Here is a 26330-nt window from a genome sequence, read left to right on the forward strand (position 1 = left end):
GTTTATTAACCGGCAATCGCCGTACCCACGGTCATATGGAGACCATAAAACAGGCCGCGGCCGATAAACTCGCCGAGCATCACCAGTGCCAGTCCGAGCAGCAAGCTGGCGATGCGCGGATTCTGGCGTCTTGCCAGCGGGCAGATCCAGCAGCCGAGACCCAGCGCCAAAAGAACTAACCGCAGGATTTGCAGCCAGCCATAATAAGGCAGCAGTGCGCTGGCCTGCTGTACGGAGCTGTGGATCTCCGCCAGCTCGCTGTTCTGCAATATGACGACCGCCAGGCTTGCCAGCAGCGCGAGCACGCTCATCGAAGCGAAAACTCTGCCGTTAAACGGCACGTTGGCTACGCGCAGCAGCAGGGCGGCGAAAAGCGGCCCGCACAGCACCATTGTCAGGAAAAATGCGGCGGTGGTGTAGGCATTATACCAGGTCGGCACGGTATCAATCTGGTACACCATGGTCATCTCAAGGACGAACAGGCAGCCGAGCAGCATAGTCAGCAGGAGCCAGGCTTTCGCCAGAACCCGCGGCATTTTCCCGAGAATCGTCACCAGCCACCAGAAACCCCCGACGGCGAAAAACAGCGCGCCGCTGGCAATTTCATTGCTTAACGCCGATGATCCCACCCGGTTAAGGGCGTTAAATGCCCGCAGTGGCGAGCCGAGGTGAATGATTGACGCGAGAAAGCCAATCCCCATTATCAGCCAGATAAAAAACATGCCCCGCACCAGGCGCTGCCGGGCTTCGGAGTTGTTATTCAGCGAAAGCCAGCCCAGCCCGCTGACGATAATCGCCCCTGCGACGCTTTGCCCCAGCACCGTAAACAGCACCAGCGGCCATTCATGCCATCCGTTTCCCATTTTATACCTCCTTCGGGTTGGCCAGATAGCCGGTGGTATCGCCGCACGGACGCGCATTGGCGTTCGGTTTGATCACGATACTCGGCCTGGTAAAGTGCGCAGACGGCAGCGGAGCGACGGCGGCCAGCTGACCGTGTTTTTCGCGGAGTTCTTCGATGGGGCCAAAGTCGAGAGCCCGCAGCGGGCAGGACTCGACGCATATCGGTTTTTTACCTTCGGCGACCCGGTCGTAGCAGCCGTCGCATTTAGTCATATGGCCTTTTGCCGCGTTGTACTGCGGCGCACCGTAAGGGCAGGCCATATGGCAGTAGCGACAGCCGATGCATACCTCTTCGTTCACCACCACGAAACCGTCATCGCGCTTGTGCATGGCGCCGCTGGGGCATACTTTCGTGCAGGCCGGATCTGCGCAGTGGTTGCAGGCGATTGACAGGTAATAGGCGAAGACGTTTTGCTGCCACACGCCGTTATCTTCCTGCCAGTCGCCGCCCGCGTATTCGTAGATGCGGCGAAAGCTGACATCAGGCGTTAAGTTTTTATAATCCTTACAGGCCAGCTCGCAGGTCTTACAGCCCGTGCAGCGGGCGGAGTCGATAAAAAATCCATACTGAGCGCTCATGGTTTACTCCTTAAACCTTCTCGATTTCGACCAGATTGGTGTGCTGCGGGTTGCCCTTAGCCAGCGGCGAAGGGCGGTGCGTCGTCAGCGTATTGATACACGAGCCGCGATCGATACGATCGCCATTCATATTGGCATCATGCCAGGCCCCCTGGCCCATCGCCGACACGCCGGGCATGATGCGCGGGGTCACCTTGGCCGGGATCCGCAGTTCGCCGCGGGCGTTGAATACGCGCACCATATCGCCGTTCTTGATCCCGCGTTTTTCGGCGTCCAGAGGATTTAGCCACACCTCCTGACGGCAGGCTGCCTGCAGTATATCCACATTGCCGTAGCTTGAGTGGGTGCGCGCCTTGTAGTGGAAGCCGAACATTTGCAGCGGGAACTTCTCGCGTAAAGGATCATCCCAGCCTTCAAAGGTTGAGGCGTAGATCGGCAGCGGGCTAATGGTTTCGTCCTTTTCGAGCTGCCAGTTTGCGGCGATCTCCGCCAGACGGCTGGAGTAAATCTCGATTTTACCCGACGGGGTTTTTAACGGATTGGCGGCCGGGTCTTTACGGAAGTCGCGATAGGCGACAAAGTGGCCGTTGGGGTCTCTACGTTTATAAATCCCCATCTTTTTCAGTTCGTCATAGCTCGGGAGCGCCGGGTCTTTCGCCAGCATTTTCGCGTACAAATGCTGCAGCCACTGCTCCTGGGTACGGCCTTCGGTAAACTTCTGGTGGACATCCTCGCCAAGCCGTTTTGCCACTTCGCTAAGGATCCAGTAGATAGGTTTGCGCTCAAATTTGGCGGAGGTGACCGGCTGAATGAAAATGAGATAACCCATATTGCCGGCGTAATCGTTGGGAATAATATCTTCCTGCTCGACGGTCATCAGGTCCGGCAGCAGAATATCGGCATATTTGGCCGATGAAGTCATAAAGTTTTCGATAACCACGATCATCTCGCATTTGCTTTCATCCTGCAGGATCTCGTGGGTTTTATTGATATCCGAGTGCTGGTTGATGATGGTGTTGCCGGCATAGTTCCAGAGGAATTTAATTGGCACATCCAGCTTCTCTTTGCCGCGTACGCCGTCGCGGGTGGCGGTCATTTCCGGGCCGCGAGCGATGGCGTCGGTCCAGCTAAAGCAGGAGATGGCGGTTTTAACCGGATTGGTCAGCACCGGCAGGCGTTCAATAGTAATGGTATAGGTGGATTCGCGGGCGCCGCTGTTGCCGCCGTTAATGCCGACGTTGCCGGTCAGTATCGGCAGCATGGCGATCGCTCGGGCCGATAGTTCACCGTTAGCCTGGCGCTGTGGTCCCCATCCCTGGCAAATATAAGCCGGTTTCGTGCTGCCGATTTCCCGGGCCAGCTTGATGATGCGGTTGGCGGGAATGCCGGTGATCCGCGATGCCCATTGTGGGGTTTTCGCCGTGCCGTCGTCACCCTCGCCGAGAATATACGCTTTGTAATGCCCGTTCGCCGGGGCATCTGCCGGCAGCGTTTTCTCATCGTAACCGACGCAGTATTTATCGAGGAATGGCTGATCGACCAGATTTTCATTAATCAGCACCCAGGCGATGCCGGCCACCAGCGCGGCGTCGGTGCCGGGGCGAATCGGGATCCACTCATCTTCCCGCCCGGCGGCGGTATCGGTATAGCGCGGGTCGATAACGATCATTCGCGCGTTAGAGCGCTCGCGCGCCTGTTCTAAATAATAAGTGATGCCGCCACCGCTGAGGCGGTGGGTGACGAACGCGTCATGTTGCCGCCGACAATCCCCGAAGAGTAGTTAATATAAACGGCTTCGTTGCCATAATCTTTGACGATGCGTTTGAGATTGCCAGCAATCGTATCCAGCGCCTCTTCCCAGCTAATGCGGACAAACTTGCCTTCGCCGCGTTTACCGACGCGCTTCATGGGATAATTAAGGCGATCGGGATGATTAATGCGCCGGCGAATGGAACGGCCGCGCAGGCACGCGCGCACCTGGTGATCGCCATAAATATCCGCGCCGGTATTGTCGGTTTCGACCCAGACGACTTCATCGTCACGCACGTGTGAACGCAGCGCGCAGCGGCTGCCGCAGTTGACCGAGCAGGCCCCCCAGACAATCCGTTCTTCACCGCGCGTAGCGTCTTGCACCGCGGCGGCGGCATTGCGCAGGCTGAAAGGCAGCGATAAACCGCCGGCGGCGAGGGCCAGCGAACCAAGGGCGGTCGATTTGATTAGCGTTCGGCGGGTAAGGCCGTCGGTATGTTCCTGGTTAGACATTGCTCACTCCATGATTTTGTTATAATGGCGTAATGCCAACGCCTGCTTAATGTCGGCGTGGAGAGTGAGGGATCTTACTTAAAACGGAGTAGAGAGATCTTATCCCCGGTCAACCAAGGGATAAGACTTCTCCAGTCATGCGGTGAGGTTACTGCGCGCCGCTGTCGCGGGTGTAGATGATTTTAAAGGTATCGTTGGCGCAGTGGCCGACCACCTGCTCGCCGGGCCGATCGGGCTGGTCGTTCGGGACGATCGCCAGGCTAAAGCCCGATTCCGGGACGCCGTTGTTGATGATTTTCTGCTGAATATCGCTTTTTACCCGCTCGCAGGAATCCGGCGCCGCGAAAGCAGCTGTCGAACCCAGAAGCAGGGCCGCACAGAGCCAGGGGGATAGTTTCATCATAAACTCCTTATTGACGTTATCCAGAATTAAGCATAGCAGAAGTGGTGTAAACAATTGTATTTGCTAATATGATTGTACTATGCACAAAAGGAATCGCGCGTGAAAAAACGGTTTTTGCTGTTACTGGCTGTCGGAGCGCTTAGCGCCTGCGATGAAAAGGGAGCACCTCAGGCCTTCACTCCCGAAATGGCGAGTTTTTCTAACGAATTTGAGTTCGATCCGCTGCGTGGGCCGGTGAAAGAGTTTAGCCAGACGCTGTATGACGAACATGATGAAGTGGTGAAGTGGGTTAAAGGGCGTTTATCCAGCGAAGGGTGCTTTGACCTGCTGGCATTTGAAGACCTGGAGAACAAAACCGGCGCGGCGCTGGTGCTGGACGCGAACTACTATCTGGATGCGCAAAGCCAGGAAAAACGCCTGCGTTTGCAAGGAAAATGCCAGCTGGCGGAAATGCCTTCGGCGGGCGTGTCGTGGGAAACCGATGATAACGGATTTGTTGTCACCGCTCGCGGCAAGGAGAGCACCGCGACCTACCGCTATGATAGCGAAGGCTATCCGCTGGGTAAAACGACCACCGCTAAAGGCGAGCGTTTTACGGTAAGCTCAACGCCGTCGTCCGATCCGCGCAAAAAGATGGACTACACCGCAGTGAGCATCTTTAATGACCGCACGCTGGGCAACGTAAGTCAGACCTGCGATTACGACGACCACGACAACCCGGTAAGCTGTGAGCTTAAGGTTGTCGACGACAGCGTACAGCCTGCGCTGATCCGCCACTACACCATCAAAAGCACCATTGACTATTACTGAGCCGTCGGTTTCAGCAGCGTCTGGCCCTGTGGTTTATGCTCGGCCAGATACTGGTGCTGGAACAGGCACATACGGATGGTATTGCGATATTCACCGTTAATAAAGAATTCGTGGATCAGTTCACCTTCCACCATAAATCCGAGCTTGCGGTAGATGTGGATCGCTTTTTCATTTTCTTTATCGACGATAAGGTAGAGCTTATATAAGTTGAGCACCATAAAGCCGTAATCCATGGCGAGCTTCGCGGCGCGGGTGGCCAGTCCTTTGCCCTGATAATCAGGGGAGATGATGATCTGAAACTCAGCGCGACGGTGCACGTGGTTGATTTCAACCAGCTCAACCAGTCCGGCCTTTTCGCCGTCGCATTCAATAACAAAGCGGCGTTCGCTCTGATCGTGAATGTGCTTGTCGTACAGGTCGGAAAGTTCAACAAAGGCTTCATAGGGCTCTTCAAACCAGTAGCGCATAACGCTGGCGTTGTTGTCGAGCTGGTGGACAAAGCGGAGGTCTTCGCGCTCAAGCGGGCGGAGTTTGACGTGATAAGCGTCAGTCATGGGAATACCTGTGTGTTATAGCGAAGTTTTACTGATTATGGCGCCCGCAGGCGCCATACATTACGGAGTAATAGTGCGGCCAGTGCGGCGGTCAAGGCAGCGCAGGGTGTTAGGTTCCCAGTACGCGTTGACGTTCGCGCTCTTCTGGCAGTTGTCCTGGGCATCAAAAGCCACGTCGGCTTTATCCCACTCTTTTTCGGCGCGCTTGTTGACCTTCTGGCGTAAAGAGCGGGTGTCGTTCCACTGCTCTTTTTCCATCGCGGCCTGCTGGCGGCTCTGGGCGCTGTCGCCGGACTCAATGACCAGCTTGTCCGTTTTGGCGAACGACGATGCGGTAAAGACCATCGCGCTCAGCGCCAGCAGGGCGGTCAGACACCAGCGTTTGTTCAGTGTTGTGTTCATCACGATTTCCTTTAAGTGATCCCCGTGGTGTGAGTTTACTACATCTCCTTTCGACGGCATACCCGACAAAATAGAGTTAACGACGGCCATTATTGCGTAGAATGAGTTAACGCTTGCTCAACTTACGACGTTTTAAATGGTAAAAACCACGCTGCTTTTCTTTGCCACCGCGCTGTGTGAAATCATTGGCTGCTATTTACCGTGGCTATGGTTAAAACGTGGGGCGACGCCCTGGCTACTGATTCCGACCGGCCTGGCGTTGGCGCTTTTTGTCTGGCTGTTGACGCTGCACCCGGAGGCAAGTGGGCGGGTGTACGCCGCTTATGGCGGGGTATATGTTTGCACCGCTCTGCTATGGTTGCGTTTCGTCGATGGCGTCAAACTGAGCCATTATGATTGGGCCGGGGCGCTGGTTGCGCTGTGCGGCATGCTGATTATTGTGGCCGGCTGGGGACGCGCTTAGCCCTTCTTTTCTGTTAAAAAAGCCGGGGTAAATACCGCTATCCCGGCCTCTTTGTCTTGTGCATTAGCCCATTCCTTCTCCGTTTATACCCTCCCTGACCGCGCTGAGATAATGTGATCTGTCGCGTCTTTTTCGATCGTTATACTTGTATGGTAGTAGGTCTGATGTTTTAATTTTGTTCACTAACCGCATAGAAGTAAGGAAGAAGAAATGAAGATCGTTGCCGCTGAAGTTTTCGTCACCTGCCCGGGACGCAACTTCGTCACCCTTAAGATCACCACTGATGATGGTATCGTCGGTTTAGGTGACGCGACGCTAAACGGCCGCGAGCTGTCCGTTGCATCGTATCTGCGGGATCACCTCTGCCCGCAGCTGATTGGCCGCGATGCGCACCGCATAGAAGATATCTGGCAGTTTTTCTACAAGGGCGCCTACTGGCGTCGCGGCCCGGTCACGATGTCGGCGATTTCCGCTATCGATATGGCGCTGTGGGATATCAAAGCGAAGGCTGCGGGTATGCCGCTGTATCAGCTGCTGGGCGGGGCTTCGCGGGAAGGGGTCATGGTTTATTGCCATACCACCGGCCACTCTATTGACGAAGTGCTGGACGACTACGCGCGCCATAAAGAGATGGGGTTTAAAGCGATTCGCGTGCAGTGCGGCGTGCCGGGAATGAAAACCACTTACGGTATGGCGAAAGGTAAAGGCCAGGCCTACGAACCGGCAACGAAAGGCCAGTGGCCGGAAGAACAGCTATGGTCCACCGAAAAGTATCTCGATTTCACTCCGCGCCTGTTTGCCGCCGTGCGCGAAAAGTTTGGTTTTGACGAGCATCTGCTGCACGACATGCACCATCGCCTGACGCCGATCGAAGCGGCGCGTTTTGGCAAAAGCATTGAAGAGTACCGCCTGTTCTGGATGGAAGACCCGACCCCGGCAGAAAACCAGGAGTGCTTCCGTTTAATTCGTCAGCATACCGTCACGCCGATTGCCGTTGGAGAAGTGTTCAACAGCATCTGGGACTGTAAACAGCTGATTGAAGAGCAGCTGATTGACTATATCCGTACCACCATCACTCACGCAGGCGGGATTACAGGAATGCGCCGGATTGCCGATTTCGCCTCGCTTTATCAGGTGCGCACCGGCTCGCACGGGCCGTCCGATCTCTCTCCGGTCTGCATGGCCGCCGCGCTGCATTTCGACCTGTGGGTACCGAATTTCGGCGTACAGGAATATATGGGCTACTCCGAGCAGATGCTGGAAGTTTTCCCGCATAGCTGGACATTTGATAACGGCTATATGCACCCGGGGGAAAAACCAGGACTCGGTATCGAATTTGATGAAAAACTGGCCGCGAAATACCCCTATGAACCGGCTTATCTGCCTGTCGCACGTCTGGAAGACGGCACGTTGTGGAACTGGTAACGAAGGAAATAACAAATGAAAAGTATCGTAATTCGTCAGCCGAATGAACTGGTGATTGAAGAGCGTCCGCTCCCGCAACCTGCCGCAGGAGAAGTACGGGTTAAGGTGAAACTGGCGGGAATATGCGGTTCCGATAGCCATATTTACCGTGGACATAATCCGTTTGCCAAATACCCGCGGGTGATAGGCCATGAATTTTTTGGCGTTATCGACGCCATTGGCGAGGGCGTTACCGACAAAGCCATCGGCCAGCGCGTGAGCGTTGATCCGGTCATTAGCTGCGGTCATTGCTACCCCTGTTCCGTGGGCAAGCCGAACGTCTGCACTTCGTTAGTGGTGCTTGGCGTGCATCGGGACGGGGGGTTTAGCGAATACGCGGTGGTGCCGGCGAAAAATGCCTGGCGGGTGCCTGACAACGTTTCCGACAAGGATGCGGTGATGATTGAGCCTTTCACTATTGCGGCCAACGTTACCGGGCACGTTTCGCCGACCGACCAGGATATTGCGCTGGTATACGGCGCGGGTCCTATGGGCCTGACGACCATACAGGTGCTGAAGCGGGTGTACCGCGTTAAGCAGGTTATCGTTGTCGACCGCATCGATGAACGCCTGCAGATGGCCGAGCGTAACGGAGCGGATTGGGTAATTAACAACAGCAATGAGCCTCTGGCTGACACGCTGAAGGCGCAGGGGATCCTTCCGACGCTGATCATTGATGCGGCCTGCCATCCCTCTATTTTACAAGAGGCGGTTACCCTGGCCTCGCCGGCGGCAAGAATTGTCTTGATGGGCTTCTCGGCTGAGCCTTCGCAGGTGGCGCAGCAAGGAATTACGGGCAAAGAACTGTCGATTTTCTCATCGCGGCTTAACGCCAATAAATTCCCCGTGGTCATTGATTGGTTAGAACAAGGGTTAATTGATCCGCAGGAGTTGATTACCCACGAATTTGCGTATCAACACGTTGTTGACGCTCTTGAGCTTTTTGAAAATGACAGAAAACGTTGCTGCAAGGTTTTATTAACCTTCGGGCAATAATAACAGGTGCGGACTTTGTACCCTACAATTAGAGATAATCATTATGACTACCGTTAAAAATGAGAGAACCACTTCCGATCTCATTCGTGCAGCCGTATCTGGTTGGTTAGGTACTGCGCTGGAGTTTATGGATTTCCAGCTCTATTCCCTGGGCGCAGCGCTGGTTTTCCACGAGATATTTTTCCCGGAGCAATCTGCCGCTATGGCGCTTATTCTGGCGATGGGCACCTACGGCGCAGGCTATATTGCGCGCATCGTCGGCGCCTTTATTTTCGGTAAAATGGGCGACCGTATTGGGCGTAAGAAAGTCCTGTTTATTACCATCACGATGATGGGTATTTGCACTACGCTCATTGGCGTGCTGCCAACCTATGCGCAGGTGGGGATTTTAGCGCCGGTATTGCTGGTCACATTACGCATTATTCAGGGACTGGGCGCGGGCGCTGAAATATCCGGTGCGGGCACCATGCTGGCGGAATATGCGCCGAAAGGTAAGCGCGGAATTATCTCTTCGCTGGTAGCGATGGGAACCAACTGCGGTACCTTAAGCGCTACGGCTATCTGGGCGGTGATGTTCTTCGTGCTGGATCGCGAACAGCTCGTCGCGTGGGGATGGCGTGTGCCGTTCCTCGCCAGCGTAGTGGTGATGATCTTTGCCATCTGGCTGCGCCTCAATCTGAAAGAAAGCCCGGTATTTGAAAAGGTGAGCGAAGAAGGCAGTCTGCAAAATGGAGTGGCCGCTCAGGAAGGCTCCTTCAGCGCAATGCTGAAAAGTAAGTCTTTCTGGCTGGCCACGGGGCTGCGCTTTGGGCAGGCCGGAAATTCAGGGCTGTTGCAAACGTTCCTGGCGGGCTATCTGGTTCAAACCTTAATGTTTGATAAAGGTATCCCCACCGATGCGCTAATGATCAGCTCCGTGATTGGTTTTATCACCATTCCATTCCTGGGCTGGCTGTCAGATAAAGTAGGGCGCCGCATCCCTTATATTATCATCAATATTTCAGCCATTATTCTGGCCTGGCCGATGCTGTCGATTATTGTTGATAAAAGCTACAGCGCGAGCACCATTATGGCGTCATTAATCGTTATTCATAACGTCGCTGTATTAGGCCTGTTTGCGCTGGAAAATATTACGATGGCTGAAATATTCGGCTCACGTAACCGCTTTACCCGCATGGCAATCTCTAAAGAGGCGGGTGGTTTAGTCGCGGTTGGCTTTGGTCCTGTTCTGGCCGGTATCTTCTGTAATATGACCGGTTCATGGATGCCCATTGTTGTTATGCTGGTGTGCTACTCAATCATCGGCTTAATTTCTGCCATCCTGATGCCTGAAGTTCGCGATCGCGATCTGAGCTTGCTGAATGATGCAGCGGATTGCGCACCGCAGAATAAAGCGGTGGGCAACGGACAATATATTTAAGCAGCATACATTCCGCACCGAATGATGATAGCCAAAAATAACAATCTGCCGGGCCTTTAGCCCGGCATTTTTCACGCTTTTAGTGCGTGAAATAGTACGGTAAATAACCCACTCTGTCTTGTATGGTAGTTGATAAAGGTCAAGGATATCATACCGGTTGCATGAGAGGGTTTATATCAACAGCCTATTCTCACTTCATGTGGGGATCCAGAAATCATAAATATGAGAGCCACCATGGAAAATATGCTTTTAACAGCGCATGCCACGCTGCCATCCTACGATCGTAACCGTCTCGTTCCGCGCATTGTCCATCTGGGCTTTGGCGCATTTCATCGCGCGCATCAGGCCGTATATACAGATATTCTGGCGACGGAGCACGACAGCGACTGGGGTTATATTGAGGTAAACCTGATCGGCGGCGAACAGCAGATTGCCGACCTGCAGCAGCAGGATTTACTTTATACCGTCGCGGAAATGTCGGCCGATGCCTGGACCGCTCGCGTTGTTGGCGTGGTTAAGCAGGCGATACATGCCCAGGTGGATGGCCTGGAAAGCGTACTGGCGAAAATGTGCGAGCCCGAGGTCGCGATTGTGTCACTGACCATTACTGAAAAGGGCTACTGCCACTCTCCGGCCAGCGGCCAGCTGCAGCTGGACCATCCGTTAATTGCTGCCGATTTACAACATCCTCATCAACCGAAATCCGCGCCGGGCGTGGTGGTTGAAGCGCTGGCGCGGCGCAAAGCAGCAGGACTGCCGCCGTTCAGCGTCATGTCCTGCGATAATATGCCGGAAAACGGTCACGTAATGCGTAATGTCGTCTGCGCCTATGCTAACGCTGTCGATGCTGAGTTAGCCGAGTGGATTGCGCGTAATGTCACTTTTCCCTCCACTATGGTGGACCGCATCGTTCCGGCGGTAACGGCCGATACATTAGAGAAAATTGAGCAGCTTACCGGCGTTCGTGACCCGGCGGGCGTCGCCTGTGAGCCGTTTCGCCAGTGGGTCATCGAAGATAACTTTGTCGCCGGTCGTCCAGAATGGGAGAAAGCCGGCGCCGAACTGGTCTCTGACGTGCTGCCGTTTGAAGAGATGAAGCTGCGTATGCTAAACGGCAGCCACTCTTTCCTTGCCTGGCTGGGCTATCTGGCCGGCTACCAGCATATTAATGACTGCATGCTGGACGACAACTATCGCCGCGCCGCGCATGCGCTGATGATGACTGAGCAGGCGCCGACGCTAAGCGTGCAGGGCGTTGATCTGGCACGCTATGCCGGCCTGTTGATCGATCGCTATAGCAACCCGGCGCTGCAGCACCGTACCTGGCAGATAGCCATGGACGGCAGTCAGAAGCTACCGCAGCGGATGCTGGATTCGATTCGCTGGCACCTGGTTCATGGCAGCGACTTTACGCTGCTGGCGATGGGCGTTGCCGGCTGGATGCGCTACGTCAGCGGGGTGGACGACCGGGGGCAGGAAATTGAAATTTCCGATCCGCTATTGCCGATCATCCAGCAGACTGTCCAAAATAGCGCGGACGGAGAAGAGCGGGTTAAAGCGCTGATGGGCATTGAGGCTATTTTCGGCCAGGACCTGAGCCAGGAGCCCCGGTTTGTTAATGAGGTTACGCGCGCTTATCTGTCGCTGAAAAAACACGGAGCCAAAGCGACCGTTGCCGCCTGGGCTCAGGAGAACTAAACATGGTGCCGCCGATGATGGCGGCATTACTGTTACATACCATTTCTGAACACTATTTTTATGTTCAGGGAGGGCTGTTTAAATAATAAATCTTGATCCAGATCGTTGAATATACATAACTTTATCTAACAACAGTTAAGTATAAATAATTGGCGTTTATTTTAATCTCTAAAGTATTTATTTGGGGGATTTATCATTCACCTGCTGAAGTAACTATGGCATGATGAGTTAACTTACTAAGTTTTCTCAGAAAAAAGGAGAACGGTCTATGTACAAAAAAATTTTGTTGCCAGTAGACGTTTTTGAAATGGATTTAAGTGATAAGGCGGTGCGTCATGCCGAGTTTTTGGCCTCAGCGGATGAAGGTGAAATAACGCTGCTCAACGTTCTGCCGAACAGCAGTAGCTCAATATTGCGCGGCTTTGCGGCTGATATACGTAAGTTTGAAGCCTATATGCGCGAGGAGTCGGAGAAAAAAATGAAGACGATATCCCGTCTGTTCTCGATTCCCGCCGGGCGAATTCACTCCAGGGTGGTGTTTGGCAACGTACGTGATGAAATCCTGGCGGTGAGCAGTAATGAAGAATTTGATGTTATCGTTATTGGTTCCCGTAAACCGGGAATATCAACCCATCTGTTGGGCTCTAACGCCGAGTCGATTTTACGCCACGCCAAAATACCGGTTTTGGTTGTCAGATAATACCGATCATTTTGTTTCTGGCGGCAGAGAAACGTTCTGCCGCTACGCATTTTACTCTTCGCTAAACCAGTCGCTATTTTCCTGACGTACCAGCAGCACGGATTCGCTAATTTCTTGCAGATGCAGGCTCATCGCCTTTTCAACCGCATCCGGGTTGCGGGCCACCAGCGGCTGGAAAATATCATAATGCTGGCGCAGCATCATATCGGGTGGCGTGACGTGATCGAGGCTCATGTAGCGCACCCGGTCAATGGTGGCTTTAATGTTTTCAACGGTATCCCAGGCGAGCTGGCAGTCGGCAATTTGCGAAAGCTTCTGATGAAACTCATCATCCAGCTGGAAAAAATCGGTTAACTGCTGGCGCTCAACCGCCGTGCGCTGCTGATTAAGATTTTGCTCAAGCTGGTAGAGCTGCTCATCATTCACCATTCCGGCAGCGCGTCGCACCACGGCGCATTCGATAGCCTGGCGGACAAAACAACCGTTGCGTACCTGCGAGAGAGAGATCTTATTTACGTAGCTGCCGCGCTGCGGACGGATCTGGATCAGGCCATTTTCAGCCAGTTTTATAAAGGCCTCGCGCACCGGCTGGCGAGAAACGTCAAAGCGCACGGAGACTTCTTTCTCCGAAAGCGGGGTTCCGGGCGGAATCAGACAATGGACGATATCCCGACGAAGGATACGATAAATTTGCTGATTTACGGGCTGTGTCGGATTCAGTTGAGCTTCTGCGGCCATTGATGGTTACTTTTATAAGGTAGTTGCGCTATTTTACGGGATTTTTACCGTCCAGCCCAGACCCGGCCTGCAGGCCGGGTCACGGAGCTTAGCCCTGACGGTGAACGTTCAGTCCGGCAAAACTTTGGCTGACCGGCATCATTTCCAGGGTGTTGATGTTGACGTGTTTTGGCAGGTTCGCGACCCACCAGACCGCTTCGGTGACGTCTTCCGGCGTCAGGGCTTCGGTATTCTCGTAGGCTTTACCCGCCTTCGCGTCGTCACCTTTAAAGCGCACGTTAGAGAATTCGGTTCCGCCAACCAGGCCCGGTTCAATATCGGTCACGCGCAGGGCCGTACCGTGCAGGTCTGTACGCAGGTTCAGGCTGAACTGGCGCACAAACGCTTTGGTCGCGCCGTAGACGTTACCGCCTGCATATGGCCACGCGCCGGCGACCGAGCCGATGTTAATGATATGGCCGCGATTACGTTCAACCATTCCCGGCAGAACGGCGCGGGTCATATAAACCAGCCCTTTGTTATTGGTGTCAATCATGTCTTCCCAGTCTTCAATGCTGGCTTTATGGGCGGGTTCAAGACCCAGCGCAAGCCCGGCATTATTGACGAGAACATCAATCGCCTGCCAGTCAGCCGGCAGCCCGGCAATCATCTCTTCGATGGCTGCGCGATTGCGTACGTCCAGCTGGGCGGTATAAAGATTCTCGCCCAGCTCATCCTTAAGAGTTTTCAGGCGTTCTTCGCGACGCCCGGTGGCAATCACTTTGTGACCGTTAGCGATAAAACGGCGAGTAATGCTTTCACCAAAACCCGCGGTTGCTCCGGTAACCAGGATAATCATCTTACTGTTCCTCAACGCTTTTTGTGTCTTCATACCATAGCACGCGATCCCGGCGACGGGTAATGGAAATCATCAGTCAGACGTCGATACACAGAGTATTGATTGCGGTCAATCAATGAGTTGCCTAATCTTACAGGATAATCGTTTTCAGGAGATGAAGATGTCGGAGAACAATCCTTTTTTCAGCGTTAGCCTGCTGCCTTATCAGGCGCCGCGTTTCGATCTGGTTGACGTCAGCCATTACCGACCCGCCTTCGACGAAGGCGTTCGTCGCCAGCGTAAAGAAATTGCCGCTATCGTTAATAACCCGCAGCCGGCTGATTTTGCCAATACCCTGGAGGCCCTGGAGCAGAGCGGTCAGCTGCTGGCGCGGGTAACCAACGTCTTTTTTGCGATGGCAGGCGCGGAGACTAACCCGACCATTCAGGCACTCGATGAGCAGTTTTCCGCCGAGCTGGCTGAACTGGCTAACGATATCTGGCTCAACGATGCTCTTTTTCAGCGGGTGAAGCTGGTGTGGGAGCGGCGAGAATCGCTCTCCCTTGACGCCGAGTCCAGACGTCTCCTTGAGGTAACCTGGCAACGCTTTACCCTTGCGGGAGCCACGCTTGCGGAAGAGCAAAAAGCGGCGCTGCGCGCGCTGAATACCGAAGCGGCGGCGCTGCAAAGCCAGTTCCAACAGCGCCTGCTGGCGGCGGTAAAATCGGGGGGCCTGGCAGTGGATTATGCTCATCAGCTCACAGGTCTCAGCGATGATGAGATAAGCGCAGCGGCAGAAGCCGCGCAGGAGAAAGGGTTAAGCGGACGCTGGCTGCTTTCTCTGCTCAATACCACCCAGCAGCCTGCGCTGCTTTCGTTGCATGATCGGCAAACGCGAGAAAATCTTTTTGCAGCTGGCTGGACGCGAAATCAGAAGGGCGATGCGAATGACACACGCGAGCTGGTGCTGCGGTTGACGGCAATCCGCGCGCGCAAAGCGCAACTGCTGGGCGCAGATGACTTTGCCAGCTGGTCGATGGCCGATCAGATGGCGGGCGCCCCGGCAGAGGCGTTTGCCTTTATGCGGCGAATCGCTCCGGCGGCGCGGGCGCGAGCCGAACAGGAGCTGGCGGATATTCAGCAGGTTATCGATCAGGAAGGCGGCGACTTCCGCGCGGCAGCGTGGGACTGGCTCTATTACGCAGAACAGGTGCGCCGGGCGAAATTTGCTATCGATGAAGCACAGCTTAAGCCCTATTTTGCTCTCGAGCGCGTTCTGCGTGATGGCGTATTCTGGGCAGCGACACAGCTGTTTGGCATTCGCTTTGTGGAACGATTCGATATCCCGGTTTATCACCCTGACGTGCGGGTCTGGGAAATCATCGACGCTAGCGGCGAGGGTATCGCACTTTTTTATGGCGACTATTTCTCGCGGGATAGCAAAAGCGGCGGGGCGTGGATGGGCGTATTTGTCGAACAATCCACCCTGCGTGCGCAGCATCCGGTTATCTACAACGTCTGTAACTATCAGAAACCGAAAGCCGGGCACAGCGCGTTGCTTTCCTGGGATGAAGTTATCACTTTATTTCACGAGTTTGGCCATACGCTGCACGGGCTGTTTGCCAGCCAGAAGTACGCCAGCCTGTCGGGAACCAATACGCCACGCGATTTTGTTGAGTTTCCTTCGCAGATTTATGAACATTGGGCCAGCGAGCCGCAGGTGTTTGCCCACTATGCGCGGCATTACCAAACCGGCGAGGCCATGCCGGCAGCGCTTCGCGACAGCATGTTCCGCGCGGCGAAGTTTAATAAAGGCTACGATATGAGTGAGCTGCTCGCGGCGGCACTGCTGGATATGCACTGGCACAGCGTAGCCGTGGATAAGCTACCCGATGACGTTGATACTTTTGAAGCCGCAGCCCTGCATGCGGAGAAAATGGATCTTCCCGCCGTGCCGCCACGCTATCGCAGCAGCTACTTTTCGCATATTTTCGGCGGCGGCTACGCCGCGGGTTATTACGCCTATCTGTGGACGCAGATGCTGGCGGATGACGGCTACCAGTGGTTCGTTGAGCAGGGTGGTTTAACTCGTGAAAACGGCCAGCGCTTCCGCGAAGCGATTTTGTCTCGCGGCAATAGTACTGATTTAGCAGAACTTTATCGCCAGTGGCGCGGACACGATCCGCAGATTGAGCCGATGCTGGAAAACCGCGGGCTGAGTTAGTCGAGCGTTTTGGCGAGTAGAAGAAGACCGGGCGCAGTTCAGCAGAGCCCGGTTTTGTGTCTATTTTTTTCTTCCCCAAAATCCCGCCAAAACTTTTCCCCAAAATATCATGAGGCATGGCCCATTTGATGCCACTGAAACCTATAAATTTACTTTGTATTATATATTTGATTTCTTATCCGCGATTCCTTTGGCATCGCTTGCAGAGTTCTGCAATCGAAGGAAGCCATTATAAAATAATAATAGCTTTGTATTAGTTACAAAACTAAATTGGTGTTAAATAGCGATAATTTTGTTAGCTTCTTCTACGATGGTATCGTTAACGATAGCACCAATTCCAGCCATAATTAAGCCACATCCCAGCACTCCTACCGGACCAGACAAAACGGCGGCAAAAGCTAATGCTGCGAGATGCGTGGCGGCTAAATCGATAGCGATTGTCTGCACTTTAACAAAGAAAGGATGCCAGTTATCAGTCTCAACTTAGCGCCCGGTTCTCAAGGTACAGGTCGGCAAACTAGTTGGCCGACTGATTATGACGGAGGATCTCTAAATGTGAATGGTACGATTATACGGGATACTTACATCAGTAGCCTCAAAATGTTCATTTCCGGCACAAGGTTTTCAGCAGGGAGTCCCAGACTTATTTGTGAAGATCTTTGCAAAATGGATGGTCAATTTTGAAGAACCTTCGGCTGCGCGCTTGAACCTTTGATTAAGTTGTTCATTCCAAATAAGAATGCTCCATGAGCCAACCCCCCCATATGCAGATACTTAATCCATCGATGCTCCACTTACGGCTTAAAAGATAATGACAAATTGCAGCTGATGGCTGATAATTACTGGTTGTTAAGTAACATCATGGCTGTAAGAGGCTATGCGTTACTATAACGAAAATGGGGTATTGAAGGTTTAGGGATTATAAATTTATGAGATTTTATGGCATCGATTATCTACAAATGCAGTCTAATATCAATGATTATTTAAAATACATTATTATATTTAGTACATTATTTATCCTGATCGTTGTTTTTAGCCTGTATATGCGCCATCGTTTACAAACTAAATATCGTGACTTAACGATCATTGCGTTCTTATTTTTACTCTTCATTTCTGGTGTTCAGTATGCAGATTATACCGATAGCCAAAATATACACTCCAGGTCATCACAAATGGTCAACTTTATTAGGTTGTTGTCGCAAGAAAAAAAAGTGAGTGTTAATTCTATATTCTCCAGTTCAGTACAACTTTCGGATGGCATTATCGTTAAAATTAATGATTTTTATTATCGTGTCAACTTAAGTCTGGATCAAAAAACATACAGCCTGGTAGAGGTTTCGTTAGTAACCCCAGATGTTGAAATCGTGAAAAACTGAGGAATAGAAATGATAATTTATACACCTATCATAATAAAGTTGGGACTGGGAATACTGTGCTTAATTGTTCAAATAAATCTCATGGGAAAGGGAAATCTGGCCCCTTCATCCGCAATGGATCAGGTTCAGAACTATGTGCTGGGGGGGATTATTGGTGGCGTAATTTACAATGAATCAATAACAGTACTACAATTTGTTCTGGTATTAATTATATGGACTTTTCTGGTTTTTGTTCTTAAGTTTTTAAAAGAAAATAATCGGTTAGTAAAAAGAATTCTTGATGGAAAGCCTATTACTTTGGTTCATAATGGAAGTGTCAATGTTAAGGAATGTTTACGCAATGGTGTTTCAGCTAATGATTTGATGTTCAAATTAAGAGCAAGTGGTATTTATGAAATAGAACAGCTTAAACGAGTGATACTTGAACAAAATGGTCAGTTAACCATTATACAAAATGGTGATGAAAATATACGTTATCCAATCATAGTGGATGGTTTGGCCAACCATGATCTGCTCGAAATCCTTAACAAGAATAGTGACTGGTTAGAAAACGAAGTTATAAAGCAAGGCTTCAATAAAATCAGTGAAGTGTATTTAGGTGAGTATTTATCAGGTAGAATCAATTTATACGGATATGAAAAATAAAACCCAAAACTAATGCCCTTGTTATCAGCATCCAACTGATATTGGTGATTTTTTGTAGAGGGGTAAGTATCAGGAGGCTGCCATTTCTGGTGTACCTCTATCTCAGGTCTTTAGCATCAACATCCGCTTCTGACGGATAGCGGACGTTTTCAAAGCTATAGGCTATTGGTAGCATCATCAGTTCTGGCCATTTTTTTCATGTTACTAACCGTGCGAACAGGGCGCCAGGTGAAATGGTTTGCTGACAGAGCGCCATTTGCAATTATCTTCCCCGCTTATCAGAGAACTTCATTTTGGTGAGATCGCCGCGTCTTTGTATGGTGACTATCGCCATCAGCATGGGGTTTTGAACACAAAGGGCCATGTTGTTGTGCCTCCCTGAACATGACGAGCGCGGCATATTCAGCGATATCCATGCCGAGCGGCATGCCCTTTGTGATGGCCGACAGTTGGTTATAATCCCCGATATTATCGCCGATTTTCGCAGGTTACCTTTTGAAGCCTCATCGTTTTCTGTGGTGGTTTTTGATCCCCCACATCTTGAACGTGTCGGACCAAACGGATGGCACGGTAAAAAAATATGGAAAGCTGGATTGGGACAACTGGGGAGATGATCTACGCGCTGGCGTTAGAGAGGCATTTTGAGTACTGAATCCTCATGGTGTTTTAATTTTTGGCCTGGTTTTAAATAAATGTTGAAGTTGATAGTTTTTGGTGATATACCATAATAATAGTATATTTAAAGATTTAGAGGCCATATTATGGCAAATGTTAAATCTTTGATTTCAGATAGTTAAAAACCATCAGTATCTCAACAAGAGCCGTTGCTTTGATATTTAAAAGAAATGCTCGTATTAGGTTCAAAAATAGATCAAGTAGTTCAATGCAATATATTCCTTGCTTTTGCAAGAGCAATGGATTTTAAAGCTCGAGAACCTGTATGCGTTTAATGTATACATTGTCTTGAAATTAATTGTAAAAGTAGTATGCATTAATGAAATTAGATTTTTTTATATTGCAAATTAAAATAAAAATTATCACATACCGAGGAGTTAAAGTATATGAAGCCAAAAGAAGTACTTTGCCAATGGGTTGACGCATTTAATAATGCAGATATAGAAACCATCTCAGAATTATATGATGATAATGCAATAAACCATCAGGTTGCCAATGAGCCAGTTGTTGGGAAAGAGGCTATAAAGAAAATGTTTGAACAAGATTTTTCTTACGCACAAATGGTTTGTATCGTTGAAAACATTTTCGAAGATGGGCAATGGGCAATTTTAGAGTGGCGTGACCCATTCGGTTTGAGAGGTTGCGGTTTTTTTCAAATAGTAAATAATAAAATTTTATTTCAAAGAGGCTACTGGGATAAGCTATCTTTCTTGAAATTGCGCAATTTACCTATTGAATAAAATAAATATTTACCCTATGTGAATAGTTTGCAAATTTCTTAAAATTTTCGTTAAGGGAAGTGTAATAACTTCCCTTTATAAATTGTTATAATATCAACTCTGTATTAAAACATAGCCTAATTTTAAGTGGAACGAGATTGCTGGCTGGGTTATGGCATTGATTATCGCGAGCTGCGCGCCTGCGACTATGGTGCCCCAACGATAACTGACCAAATTCCGAACCGGAGCTACCGGGCAGCAAGTAACGGATCCGTTGCCGACGGTAACCGTAGGGACATCAAAACGCCCGGCGGGAATGGTCATGCGTGGGGGATTGTCGAGGCAGATTTTTCTTCCCCAAAATCAATCTTTATCCTTAAGACACCCTTTTACACTGTGCAATTATTGATGAAATAGCTTCATACATATCCTTGTTATGGCGGGCATAATAAAAACTTACGGTGCTTTGCTTTCCGCTAAAATCTGCTATATCAACCCATGCTACGGTGTTTCCTCCTGCGTCCAGAATGTTATATCTATAGGAACCGTCTGGCAGCGAGTCATCCTGTTGCATCAATAAGTCGTTGTTCACCGCTGCGGATTGTAAGCATGACGCGACTTCATTTTTATAACCATTAAAATAACTCGTGCGTAATTCTGGATGTATCCCGACAAGGCCGGGGTCCACACAGCCGGTCAGGGTTATAAATATAAATGCTAATAATGATATCTTCATTGGGAATAAACTCCTGATATGAGGCTTTAGGGTAAGCCGCAAAAAATAACTATGCAAATGTTTACCTTTAGTATCTTGATATTATCAATTGTTGTAATTGTGTTATTTAAAAAAGCAAATTTAAATAACACCCGTGGTTGTCAATTTTTATATTTGTTATGTTTATCATCCATTGAATAAAAATATATGGGGCAGGTCACAATCAATGATGATTTTTACTTAGTCAGATACTGATTTCCATGCTTATAATTTAACTGGTGAGTTCCGTAATTCAATGGCTAATACATTTTGTTACAAAAGCAGGCAGTCATCTCATGCTTTATAATAAAATATCAAACGTCCCTCTTTTCTTATTTAAATGTTCTGTGTGATGTGCGCCCACATCAAAATGTGAGTTTTTATAAGATTTAAGCTAAAGGGATGAAATAAGCGATAAATGTATTGTAAATAGCAAGAGTGTGACTTAACCTTGCTGTGTTGTCATGTTAGTACCTGTTCTTAAGTTTTTAGCGTGAGGGATTATAATGTTCTCCAGGAAAATTAAAATTTTTAGTCTGTTTCTATCTTTAATGGCCGCCGGACAGGCGATTTCCGCCGTTAAGTCCCCAGACGTCACTATCTATGCGCAGAAAGAGGGGGCCGGAAGTGTATGGAACAGCGTGACGGGGAAAGCTGAGCATTTGCTATCATATCAGGTTACGGTTAACAACAACTCCAGTGAACCTTTGGTTCCTGGTAAAGATAATAAAATGTGTTTTTACCTCGATGATAATATGGGGAAAACCTTAATGGGGCATGGGATACAGTTAGAACTTTTATCCCCATATAAGCCAGGAGAGTCCCGCACTGGCGTCATTTACTTTTCCAGTACTGAACCCGATATGCTGTCATTACCTTATGTCAAACTTGGTTTAGGTTCCCAGTGTAAATAACTCTTTTTTAGGATTATTAATGTCGGATAAACAGGTCAGGGGATTTACCTTTAGCGGCCTGTTTTTCTTTAATATAAATAATTAAAGCAAAACAGATTGCTCTCCCTTTTTTATCCTTCCTTTTCCTCGCCAGCAAAGTATAAGCATGCGGCGGGCTTCCGGGTTAACCGACTGGATTAAGCAGATAGTGGACCAGGGCTGCCGGTGATTCGTTGAGCAGGGCAGTTTAACGCGAGAAAACGGCCAGCGCTTGCGCGAGGCGGTGTTGTCTCGCGGCAACAGAACTGATCTAATTTAGCTGAGCGTTATCGCCAGTAGCGCGGGCAGGATCCTGATATTGAGCCGGTGCCGGAAAACCGCGGGCTGAGTGAGTCGATCGCTTTATCAAGTCAAAGAGAACCGGGTGCCAGAGCCCGGTTTTTGTTTGTTTTCTTCTCCAGCGTCACCCCTTAAACGCATCAATATTGGCCTGGAGATTCTGTTGGGGGGGCTAAAATGCATGCGCATTCGATTTAACCTTAGCAATAAACTTCTCTGTAAGGGACAGCCCTTCGATGATTTCCCTATCTACTACAGCAATTCCATACTGGATGATTAACTCAAGTAGCCCTTCATAGCTCTGTATGAGCTCCTGAAGGCTGTTGAGCGTTTTGCGATCGGAAACTGAGGGGCTCCGGGAATTCGCAGTCGTTTGATTAACAATCCACTCGAGGTTGGCTTTAATTATTTCTATATCATTGTAACTATACATATTTCATGGGCTTAAATCCTCATTTCAAGATTTTTTTGAGAAAACGTGTTTCTGCCTTCATAGAATGAAGCTGTTGAATAACATTCAAAAACGCTATTACTGAAGGTGTCGATGGCCTGGTCAGACTGGGGGTGAGCTGCAGAAGCGGTTCCTGTTGAATAGCGCTGCTACTGGCATATCCCGTGAAGAAGGGCACGATGCGCATTATCTTAATTATGCAACGGTTCGCCGATATATCAAGAAATGCACGGTACAAACTGCGGAAAAGTCATTTTCCCTGCGGGATCAGTTTGCTCACCTGCGAACCGTATGCAAGAGCTGCAGGTGAGCAATTTGCTATGAAGGCAGAACCATAGCGACAAAATTTTATCCTCGCACTGCTGGCAAAACCAACAAACAGTTTATCGACGGGAACACTTTAGGACTTACCTTACTCGTTACATCAATATGTTACGACAGTGAGGTAAATTGATAGACGGAACCTATATTGATATGTCGCCGGGTTAAATCTACTGTATGTATAAGCAGTATTTATGTGAGCGGATACTTACAATGATTTTTTACACCCCAGCAGAGCTGCGAGAAGTCCTTTCACTTCCGCTATACAGTTGTCTCGTTCAATGTGGTTTTCCGAGCCCCGCTCAGGATTATGTTGAACAACGAATCGACCTGAACGAACTGTTAGTCAATCACCCCTCAGCGACGTATTTTGTCAAAGCTGCGGGCGATAGCATGAAGGATGCGGGCATTGGTGAGGGGGATCTTCTGGTCGTGGATAGCTCAAGAACTGCAGTCCATGGCGATATCGTGATTGCCGCGGTGGACGGGGAGTTCACCGTTAAGAAGCTGCAGCTTCATCCACGGGTTCAGCTCAATCCGATGAATATCGCTTATACCCCCATCGTCGTGGGTAGCGAGGACACGCTGGATGTATTCGGTGTGGTGACGTATATCATCAAAGCGGCTGGCTGAGATGTTCGCCCTGTGTGACGTGAACTCATTTTATGCCAGCTGTGAGACGGTGTTCAGACCCGATTTAAAAGGGCGGCCGGTGGTTGTCCTTTCCAATAACGATGGCTGTGTGATTGCGCGCAGCGTAGAAGCTAAAGCCGCCGGGATAACGATGGGAGAACCGTTTTTCAAACAAAAGGATCTTTTCAGACGGGCTGGCGTAGTTTGCTTCAGCAGCAATTACGAGCTTTACGCGGATATGTCCAACCGCGTGATGACAACGCTTGAGGAGATGTTGCCGCGGGTAGAGATTTACAGCATTGATGAGGCTTTTTGCGATCTAACGGGGGTGCGAAACTGCCGTGACCTGACGGAGTTTGGTAAAGAGATCCGCGCTACGGTTCTTAAGCGTACGCATCTGACCGTTGGCGTTGGCATTGCCCAAACGAAAACCCTTGCTAAGCTCGCCAATCATGCGGCTAAAAAATGGCAAAGGCAGACGGGCGGCGTGGTTGATTTGTCGAACGTTGAGCGTCAGCGCCGGCTGTTGGCCCTGGTTCCCGTGGAGGATGTCTGGGGCGTTGGCAGACGCATCAGTAAGAAACTGAATACGATGGGCATCAAAACGGCTCTGGATCTCTCAGAGCAGAGCGCATGGGTTATCCGAAAAAATTTTAATGTCGTACTGGAGCGAACGGTAAGAGAACTTCGCGGCGAGCCCTGCCTTGAGCTGGAAGAATTCCCGCCGGCAAAGCAGGAGATCGTCTGCAGCCGATCTTTCGGCGAACGCGTCACCGAGTATGAGCAGGTGCGTCAGGCGATCTGCAGCTATGCCGCCCGCGCGGCTGAAAAGCTGCGCGGTGAGCATCAGTACTGCCGCTTTATTTCGACGTTCGTGAAGACTTCCCCCTTTGCACTGAATGAGCCTTACTATGGCAACAGCGCCCAGGTGATGCTTCTCATCCCCACGCAGGATTCCCGCGACATTATCCATGCGGCGGTAAAGTGCCTGGATAAAATCTGGCGCGATGGCCACCGCTATCAGAAAGCTGGCGTCATGCTCGGCGACTTTTTTAGCCAGGGCGTCGCGCAGTTAAACCTGTTTGATGACAACGCCCCGCGGCATAACAGCGGCAAGCTTATGGAAGTGCTCGATCATCTCAACTCGCAAGAGGGAAGAGGCACCCTTTATTTTGCCGGGCAGGGTATTCAGACCGCATGGCAAATGAAAAGAGAGATGCTTTCGCCGCGTTACACCACGAGATACAGCGATTTGCTTCAGGTCAGGTGATAGGGAGAACGCCGCAGATCTATACCATTCCGTTCTTAGCAAGTTGCCTGTTTGAGCTCGCAGCTCGGATAACACGCCAATATCAGCGCAGGGTTCAGGTTGATTCCTGCCCCAGGGTTCCGCGAAAATTGCAGTAATAACCAATAGAGGCGGTGAGACAAAGCATATAACCGAATGATTCACTGCCTTCCTCAACGACATTTTTTACAACCCGAACGTAACCGTCATCGAGTATGGCCTGCCATAAACCTTGCATACCGAAGAGTCGGGAGAAGACCAGAATAGCCAGCAGCCCGCTGATTAACATGCCGTACCCGGGCGTACGGGTATATTGTGTAAGCTGTTCCATGGTCTGACGATAATGAATAAGTGGATTAATTAAGGCTGCCAGAGCGGCAATCAGCGCAAACCACACCCAACTCCCGTGAGAAATAAGATCAAAAAGGGCGTCCAGCTCACGAATTAGCATGGCAAGGAAAAAGCCGCCAATAAGAATATTGCAGTAGCGCATGGATTTATACTGCTTCGCCAGCAGAAAATGAATAACAACAATGGTAGCTAACACCAACTCCTGAACAATTTCAGTGAGTGATAATTCCGAAATATTATAATCCCAATAATGTATATCGACCCACAGGCAAAGTACCACAAATGCGCAGGTACAAACCGCGCCAAGGAAGAAGAAAAAGCTTTTAAGTACAGTCATTAACATCACCAATTTTCATTATGGCGAATATGATAGGTGACGTTAATGTAAATTCTGTTCACTTTGTGCTGTATAATAACCTTTCTTTAACACATAATGCGGATTAGCTTATTCTGGGTGATATATTTTACGAACATGGAACGATCGCGCCTGTAGAGGTATATGCAGATTGTGCTTAGCTGAGCGCTTGTATCAATTCCGGTCCCTGGTTTTTCACATTACCTACCGCTCGCGATACCGGGTGCCAGGCGAAATGGTCTGCGGAAACCGCCCCGTCGGCAATAATCTCTTCCGCTTCTTTCCCACCGGCATCCTGGCGCATCCATTTCCTGGCAGCTTCAGGCTCCAGCACTAACGGGCGGCGGTCGTGAATATCGACAAGGCCTCGATCGGCGGCGGACGTGACGATAAGAAACCCTTCCGCTTCATCGCCGCGTTCGAAAGGTACGCTGCCGATCGCCGCCATGAATAGAGGCTTACCGTCTTTACGATGGATGAAGTAGGGTTGTTTTTTATCGCCTTCACGCTTCCACTCGAACCAACCGTCGGCAAAGCAAATCGCCCGGCCATGCTGCCATAGCGGTTTAAACATTCTGCTGGTGGCCGCGGTTTCGGCACGAGCGTTAATAAGCGCGGGTTTGTCCCACCACCCGGGGGCATAACCCCAGTGTACCGGATCGAGGTGCAGCCGTTCGTTACGTTCGCTGAGCAACAGAACTTTGGTACCGGGCGCCACGTTATAGCGTCCTATAGGCTGCGGATCATAAGCAATGTCGCGCTCGGCTTCTTCAGCCAGATAGGTCAGATATTCTTCCCTGGTTTGTGATTGAGCAAAACGTCCGCACATAGCCACCTCTCATCGGATATCAGATTTTAAGTATAGGTCAGTATGCTTCTCCTCTATTTTCAACGGCGCCGTGGCTGCAATCGCGGCGGACCTGGCCCTCTCGACGTTCGTTGAGCAGGGCCCGGTTTATGGCGCAAATATCCGCTACTCAATCCCTTTAAAAAATTAAAACCTGAGAAAGTTCTGAATAAATTAGTGTCTATCTTTCAGTATCCTGCGCGCTTTTATCTGATTGCAGTGATAAATGTTTTGAGCGTAGCCGATAGCC

Annotated in this window: 24 protein-coding genes and 4 pseudogenes; 16 read left to right on the forward strand and 12 right to left on the reverse strand. The window is 50.4% G+C overall.

Annotated elements, in window-relative coordinates; all coding sequences use genetic code 11:
* Nucleotides 1-5: 5 nt before the first annotated feature.
* From K2184_RS03000 to K2184_RS03015, 4 genes and pseudogenes are all read right to left on the reverse strand, one after another.
* A complete protein-coding gene (locus K2184_RS03000) occupies nt 6-863 on the reverse strand; it encodes a DmsC/YnfH family molybdoenzyme membrane anchor subunit (RefSeq protein ID WP_004113347.1) in 858 nt (285 codons plus the stop codon).
* A gap of 1 nt (nt 864) precedes the next feature.
* Complete coding sequence (locus K2184_RS03005; RefSeq protein ID WP_004102463.1) at nt 865-1482, reverse strand: DMSO/selenate family reductase complex B subunit; 618 nt, start codon at nt 1480-1482, stop codon at nt 865-867.
* Between the two features lie 10 nt (nt 1483-1492).
* Nucleotides 1493-3744 (reverse strand): annotated as a pseudogene (locus tag K2184_RS03010) (DmsA/YnfE/YnfF family dimethyl sulfoxide reductase).
* Between the two features lie 148 nt (nt 3745-3892).
* Entirely contained in the window at nt 3893-4144 is a 252-nt protein-coding gene (locus tag K2184_RS03015) for a DUF1161 domain-containing protein (RefSeq protein ID WP_004102460.1), read from the reverse strand.
* A gap of 102 nt (nt 4145-4246) precedes the next feature.
* Between K2184_RS03015 and K2184_RS03020 the strand changes: the two genes are divergently transcribed.
* Nucleotides 4247-4957: a YnfC family lipoprotein gene (locus K2184_RS03020; RefSeq protein ID WP_004102453.1), complete on the forward strand. Its 711-nt coding sequence runs from the start codon at nt 4247-4249 to the stop codon at nt 4955-4957.
* On the opposite strand, the gene speG is transcribed toward K2184_RS03020, so the two are convergent.
* Together speG and K2184_RS03030 are read right to left on the reverse strand one after the other, a co-directional pair.
* Nucleotides 4951-5511, reverse strand: coding sequence for a spermidine N1-acetyltransferase (gene speG, locus K2184_RS03025; protein WP_004102449.1), 561 nt, complete (start codon nt 5509-5511; stop codon nt 4951-4953). The genes K2184_RS03020 and speG overlap by 7 nt on opposite strands.
* A 60-nt stretch (nt 5512-5571) precedes the next feature.
* Nucleotides 5572-5913, reverse strand: a complete 342-nt coding sequence (locus tag K2184_RS03030) for a DUF1283 family protein (protein WP_004102447.1) — start codon at nt 5911-5913, stop codon at nt 5572-5574.
* 136 nt (nt 5914-6049) lie between these two features.
* On the opposite strand from K2184_RS03030, the gene K2184_RS03035 reads away from it, so the two are divergent.
* From K2184_RS03035 to K2184_RS03060, 6 genes are all read left to right on the forward strand, one after another.
* Nucleotides 6050-6376 carry a YnfA family protein gene (locus K2184_RS03035; protein WP_004102445.1) on the forward strand — a complete coding sequence of 109 codons (327 nt, stop codon included), beginning with the start codon at nt 6050-6052 and terminating at the stop codon, nt 6374-6376.
* 210 nt (nt 6377-6586) lie between these two features.
* Nucleotides 6587-7801 (forward strand): starvation-sensing protein RspA, encoded by a 1215-nt coding sequence (gene rspA, locus K2184_RS03040; RefSeq protein WP_004113339.1) that lies wholly within the window; start codon nt 6587-6589, stop codon nt 7799-7801.
* Between the two features lie 15 nt (nt 7802-7816).
* The gene (locus K2184_RS03045) at nt 7817-8836 is read left to right on the forward strand and encodes a Zn-dependent oxidoreductase (protein WP_163525521.1); all 1020 of its coding nucleotides are present in this window, start codon (nt 7817-7819) and stop codon (nt 8834-8836) included.
* Between the two features lie 43 nt (nt 8837-8879).
* A complete protein-coding gene (locus K2184_RS03050) occupies nt 8880-10256 on the forward strand; it encodes an MFS transporter (RefSeq protein WP_004102438.1) in 1377 nt (458 codons plus the stop codon).
* A 234-nt stretch (nt 10257-10490) separates the two neighbouring features.
* Nucleotides 10491-11954, forward strand: a complete 1464-nt coding sequence (locus K2184_RS03055) for a mannitol dehydrogenase family protein (RefSeq protein ID WP_125286387.1) — start codon at nt 10491-10493, stop codon at nt 11952-11954.
* 268 nt (nt 11955-12222) lie between these two features.
* Nucleotides 12223-12654 carry a universal stress protein gene (locus K2184_RS03060; protein WP_004102436.1) on the forward strand — a complete coding sequence of 144 codons (432 nt, stop codon included), beginning with the start codon at nt 12223-12225 and terminating at the stop codon, nt 12652-12654.
* A gap of 51 nt (nt 12655-12705) precedes the next feature.
* Here K2184_RS03060 and K2184_RS03065 read toward each other — a convergent pair whose 3' ends face one another.
* A complete protein-coding gene (locus K2184_RS03065) occupies nt 12706-13392 on the reverse strand; it encodes a GntR family transcriptional regulator (protein ID WP_004102435.1) in 687 nt (228 codons plus the stop codon).
* 88 nt (nt 13393-13480) lie between these two features.
* Complete coding sequence (gene ydfG / locus K2184_RS03070; RefSeq protein ID WP_004102434.1) at nt 13481-14230, reverse strand: bifunctional NADP-dependent 3-hydroxy acid dehydrogenase/3-hydroxypropionate dehydrogenase YdfG; 750 nt, start codon at nt 14228-14230, stop codon at nt 13481-13483.
* A 160-nt stretch (nt 14231-14390) separates the two neighbouring features.
* On the opposite strand from ydfG, the gene dcp reads away from it, so the two are divergent.
* Nucleotides 14391-16433: a peptidyl-dipeptidase Dcp gene (gene dcp, locus K2184_RS03075; RefSeq protein WP_163525523.1), complete on the forward strand. Its 2043-nt coding sequence runs from the start codon at nt 14391-14393 to the stop codon at nt 16431-16433.
* Nucleotides 16434-16709: 276 nt separating this feature from the next.
* Here dcp and K2184_RS03080 read toward each other — a convergent pair.
* Nucleotides 16710-16901 (reverse strand): annotated as a pseudogene (locus K2184_RS03080) (colicin-like pore-forming protein); the annotation flags it as partial.
* Between the two features lie 461 nt (nt 16902-17362).
* Between K2184_RS03080 and K2184_RS03085 the strand changes: the two are divergent.
* The 4 genes and pseudogenes from K2184_RS03085 to K2184_RS03100 all read left to right on the forward strand — a co-directional run bounded on the left by K2184_RS03085 (nt 17363) and on the right by K2184_RS03100 (nt 19869).
* Complete coding sequence (locus tag K2184_RS03085; RefSeq protein ID WP_004102431.1) at nt 17363-17809, forward strand: DUF3290 domain-containing protein; 447 nt, start codon at nt 17363-17365, stop codon at nt 17807-17809.
* 9 nt (nt 17810-17818) lie between these two features.
* Nucleotides 17819-18454: a DUF421 domain-containing protein gene (locus tag K2184_RS03090; protein ID WP_004102429.1), complete on the forward strand. Its 636-nt coding sequence runs from the start codon at nt 17819-17821 to the stop codon at nt 18452-18454.
* A gap of 362 nt (nt 18455-18816) precedes the next feature.
* Nucleotides 18817-19096 (forward strand): annotated as a pseudogene (locus K2184_RS03095) (SAM-dependent methyltransferase); the annotation flags it as partial.
* Nucleotides 19097-19515: 419 nt separating this feature from the next.
* A complete protein-coding gene (locus K2184_RS03100) occupies nt 19516-19869 on the forward strand; it encodes a nuclear transport factor 2 family protein (RefSeq protein ID WP_064370137.1) in 354 nt (117 codons plus the stop codon).
* A gap of 355 nt (nt 19870-20224) precedes the next feature.
* Here the strand turns inward: K2184_RS03100 and K2184_RS03105 are convergent, their stop codons facing one another.
* Complete coding sequence (locus K2184_RS03105; RefSeq protein WP_004102425.1) at nt 20225-20584, reverse strand: hypothetical protein; 360 nt, start codon at nt 20582-20584, stop codon at nt 20225-20227.
* Nucleotides 20585-21108: 524 nt separating this feature from the next.
* Here K2184_RS03105 and K2184_RS03110 point away from each other — a divergent pair.
* From K2184_RS03110 to K2184_RS03125, 4 genes and pseudogenes are all read left to right on the forward strand, one after another.
* Complete coding sequence (locus tag K2184_RS03110) at nt 21109-21516, forward strand: DUF4354 family protein (protein WP_064372184.1); 408 nt, start codon at nt 21109-21111, stop codon at nt 21514-21516.
* Between the two features lie 196 nt (nt 21517-21712).
* A pseudogene (locus K2184_RS03115) lies at nt 21713-21834 on the forward strand (hypothetical protein); the annotation flags it as partial.
* A gap of 985 nt (nt 21835-22819) precedes the next feature.
* Complete coding sequence (locus K2184_RS03120) at nt 22820-23239, forward strand: translesion error-prone DNA polymerase V autoproteolytic subunit (protein WP_004102417.1); 420 nt, start codon at nt 22820-22822, stop codon at nt 23237-23239.
* A 1-nt stretch (nt 23240) separates the two neighbouring features.
* The gene (locus K2184_RS03125; protein ID WP_163525231.1) at nt 23241-24509 is read left to right on the forward strand and encodes a Y-family DNA polymerase; all 1269 of its coding nucleotides are present in this window, start codon (nt 23241-23243) and stop codon (nt 24507-24509) included.
* 94 nt (nt 24510-24603) lie between these two features.
* Here K2184_RS03125 and K2184_RS03130 read toward each other — a convergent pair whose 3' ends face one another.
* Together K2184_RS03130 and K2184_RS03135 are read right to left on the reverse strand one after the other, a co-directional pair.
* Nucleotides 24604-25215, reverse strand: a complete 612-nt coding sequence (locus K2184_RS03130; RefSeq protein ID WP_163525232.1) for a transporter — start codon at nt 25213-25215, stop codon at nt 24604-24606.
* A gap of 175 nt (nt 25216-25390) precedes the next feature.
* Entirely contained in the window at nt 25391-26062 is a 672-nt protein-coding gene (locus K2184_RS03135) for an SOS response-associated peptidase (protein WP_163525233.1), read from the reverse strand.
* Between the last annotated feature and the right edge of the window lie 268 nt (nt 26063-26330).

It is taken from the genome of Klebsiella sp. K5-306 (assembly GCF_051835185.1).
Classification (GTDB): domain Bacteria; phylum Pseudomonadota; class Gammaproteobacteria; order Enterobacterales; family Enterobacteriaceae; genus Klebsiella; species Klebsiella oxytoca.

Bases quoted from the DNA above. Each gene is read 5' to 3' on its own strand.
- K2184_RS03120 (WP_004102417.1), top strand. From the start codon at position 22,820: ATGATTTTTTACACCCCAGCAGAGCTGCGAGAAGTCCTTTCACTTCCG.
- K2184_RS03015 (WP_004102460.1), bottom strand. From the start codon at position 4,144: ATGAAACTATCCCCCTGGCTCTGTGCGGCCCTGCTTCTGGGTTCGACA.
- K2184_RS03110 (WP_064372184.1), top strand. From the start codon at position 21,109: ATGTTCTCCAGGAAAATTAAAATTTTTAGTCTGTTTCTATCTTTAATG.
- K2184_RS03030 (WP_004102447.1), bottom strand. From the start codon at position 5,913: ATGAACACAACACTGAACAAACGCTGGTGTCTGACCGCCCTGCTGGCG.
- K2184_RS03090 (WP_004102429.1), top strand. From the start codon at position 17,819: ATGATAATTTATACACCTATCATAATAAAGTTGGGACTGGGAATACTG.
- ydfG (WP_004102434.1), bottom strand. From the start codon at position 14,230: ATGATTATCCTGGTTACCGGAGCAACCGCGGGTTTTGGTGAAAGCATT.
- K2184_RS03050 (WP_004102438.1), top strand. From the start codon at position 8,880: ATGACTACCGTTAAAAATGAGAGAACCACTTCCGATCTCATTCGTGCA.
- K2184_RS03045 (WP_163525521.1), top strand. From the start codon at position 7,817: ATGAAAAGTATCGTAATTCGTCAGCCGAATGAACTGGTGATTGAAGAG.
- K2184_RS03105 (WP_004102425.1), bottom strand. From the start codon at position 20,584: ATGAAGATATCATTATTAGCATTTATATTTATAACCCTGACCGGCTGT.
- K2184_RS03135 (WP_163525233.1), bottom strand. From the start codon at position 26,062: ATGTGCGGACGTTTTGCTCAATCACAAACCAGGGAAGAATATCTGACC.
- K2184_RS03000 (WP_004113347.1), bottom strand. From the start codon at position 863: ATGGGAAACGGATGGCATGAATGGCCGCTGGTGCTGTTTACGGTGCTG.
- K2184_RS03125 (WP_163525231.1), top strand. From the start codon at position 23,241: ATGTTCGCCCTGTGTGACGTGAACTCATTTTATGCCAGCTGTGAGACG.
- K2184_RS03055 (WP_125286387.1), top strand. From the start codon at position 10,491: ATGGAAAATATGCTTTTAACAGCGCATGCCACGCTGCCATCCTACGAT.
- K2184_RS03005 (WP_004102463.1), bottom strand. From the start codon at position 1,482: ATGAGCGCTCAGTATGGATTTTTTATCGACTCCGCCCGCTGCACGGGC.
- K2184_RS03060 (WP_004102436.1), top strand. From the start codon at position 12,223: ATGTACAAAAAAATTTTGTTGCCAGTAGACGTTTTTGAAATGGATTTA.
- K2184_RS03100 (WP_064370137.1), top strand. From the start codon at position 19,516: ATGAAGCCAAAAGAAGTACTTTGCCAATGGGTTGACGCATTTAATAAT.
- rspA (WP_004113339.1), top strand. From the start codon at position 6,587: ATGAAGATCGTTGCCGCTGAAGTTTTCGTCACCTGCCCGGGACGCAAC.
- K2184_RS03065 (WP_004102435.1), bottom strand. From the start codon at position 13,392: ATGGCCGCAGAAGCTCAACTGAATCCGACACAGCCCGTAAATCAGCAA.
- speG (WP_004102449.1), bottom strand. From the start codon at position 5,511: ATGACTGACGCTTATCACGTCAAACTCCGCCCGCTTGAGCGCGAAGAC.
- K2184_RS03035 (WP_004102445.1), top strand. From the start codon at position 6,050: ATGGTAAAAACCACGCTGCTTTTCTTTGCCACCGCGCTGTGTGAAATC.
- K2184_RS03130 (WP_163525232.1), bottom strand. From the start codon at position 25,215: ATGACTGTACTTAAAAGCTTTTTCTTCTTCCTTGGCGCGGTTTGTACC.
- dcp (WP_163525523.1), top strand. From the start codon at position 14,391: ATGTCGGAGAACAATCCTTTTTTCAGCGTTAGCCTGCTGCCTTATCAG.
- K2184_RS03085 (WP_004102431.1), top strand. From the start codon at position 17,363: ATGAGATTTTATGGCATCGATTATCTACAAATGCAGTCTAATATCAAT.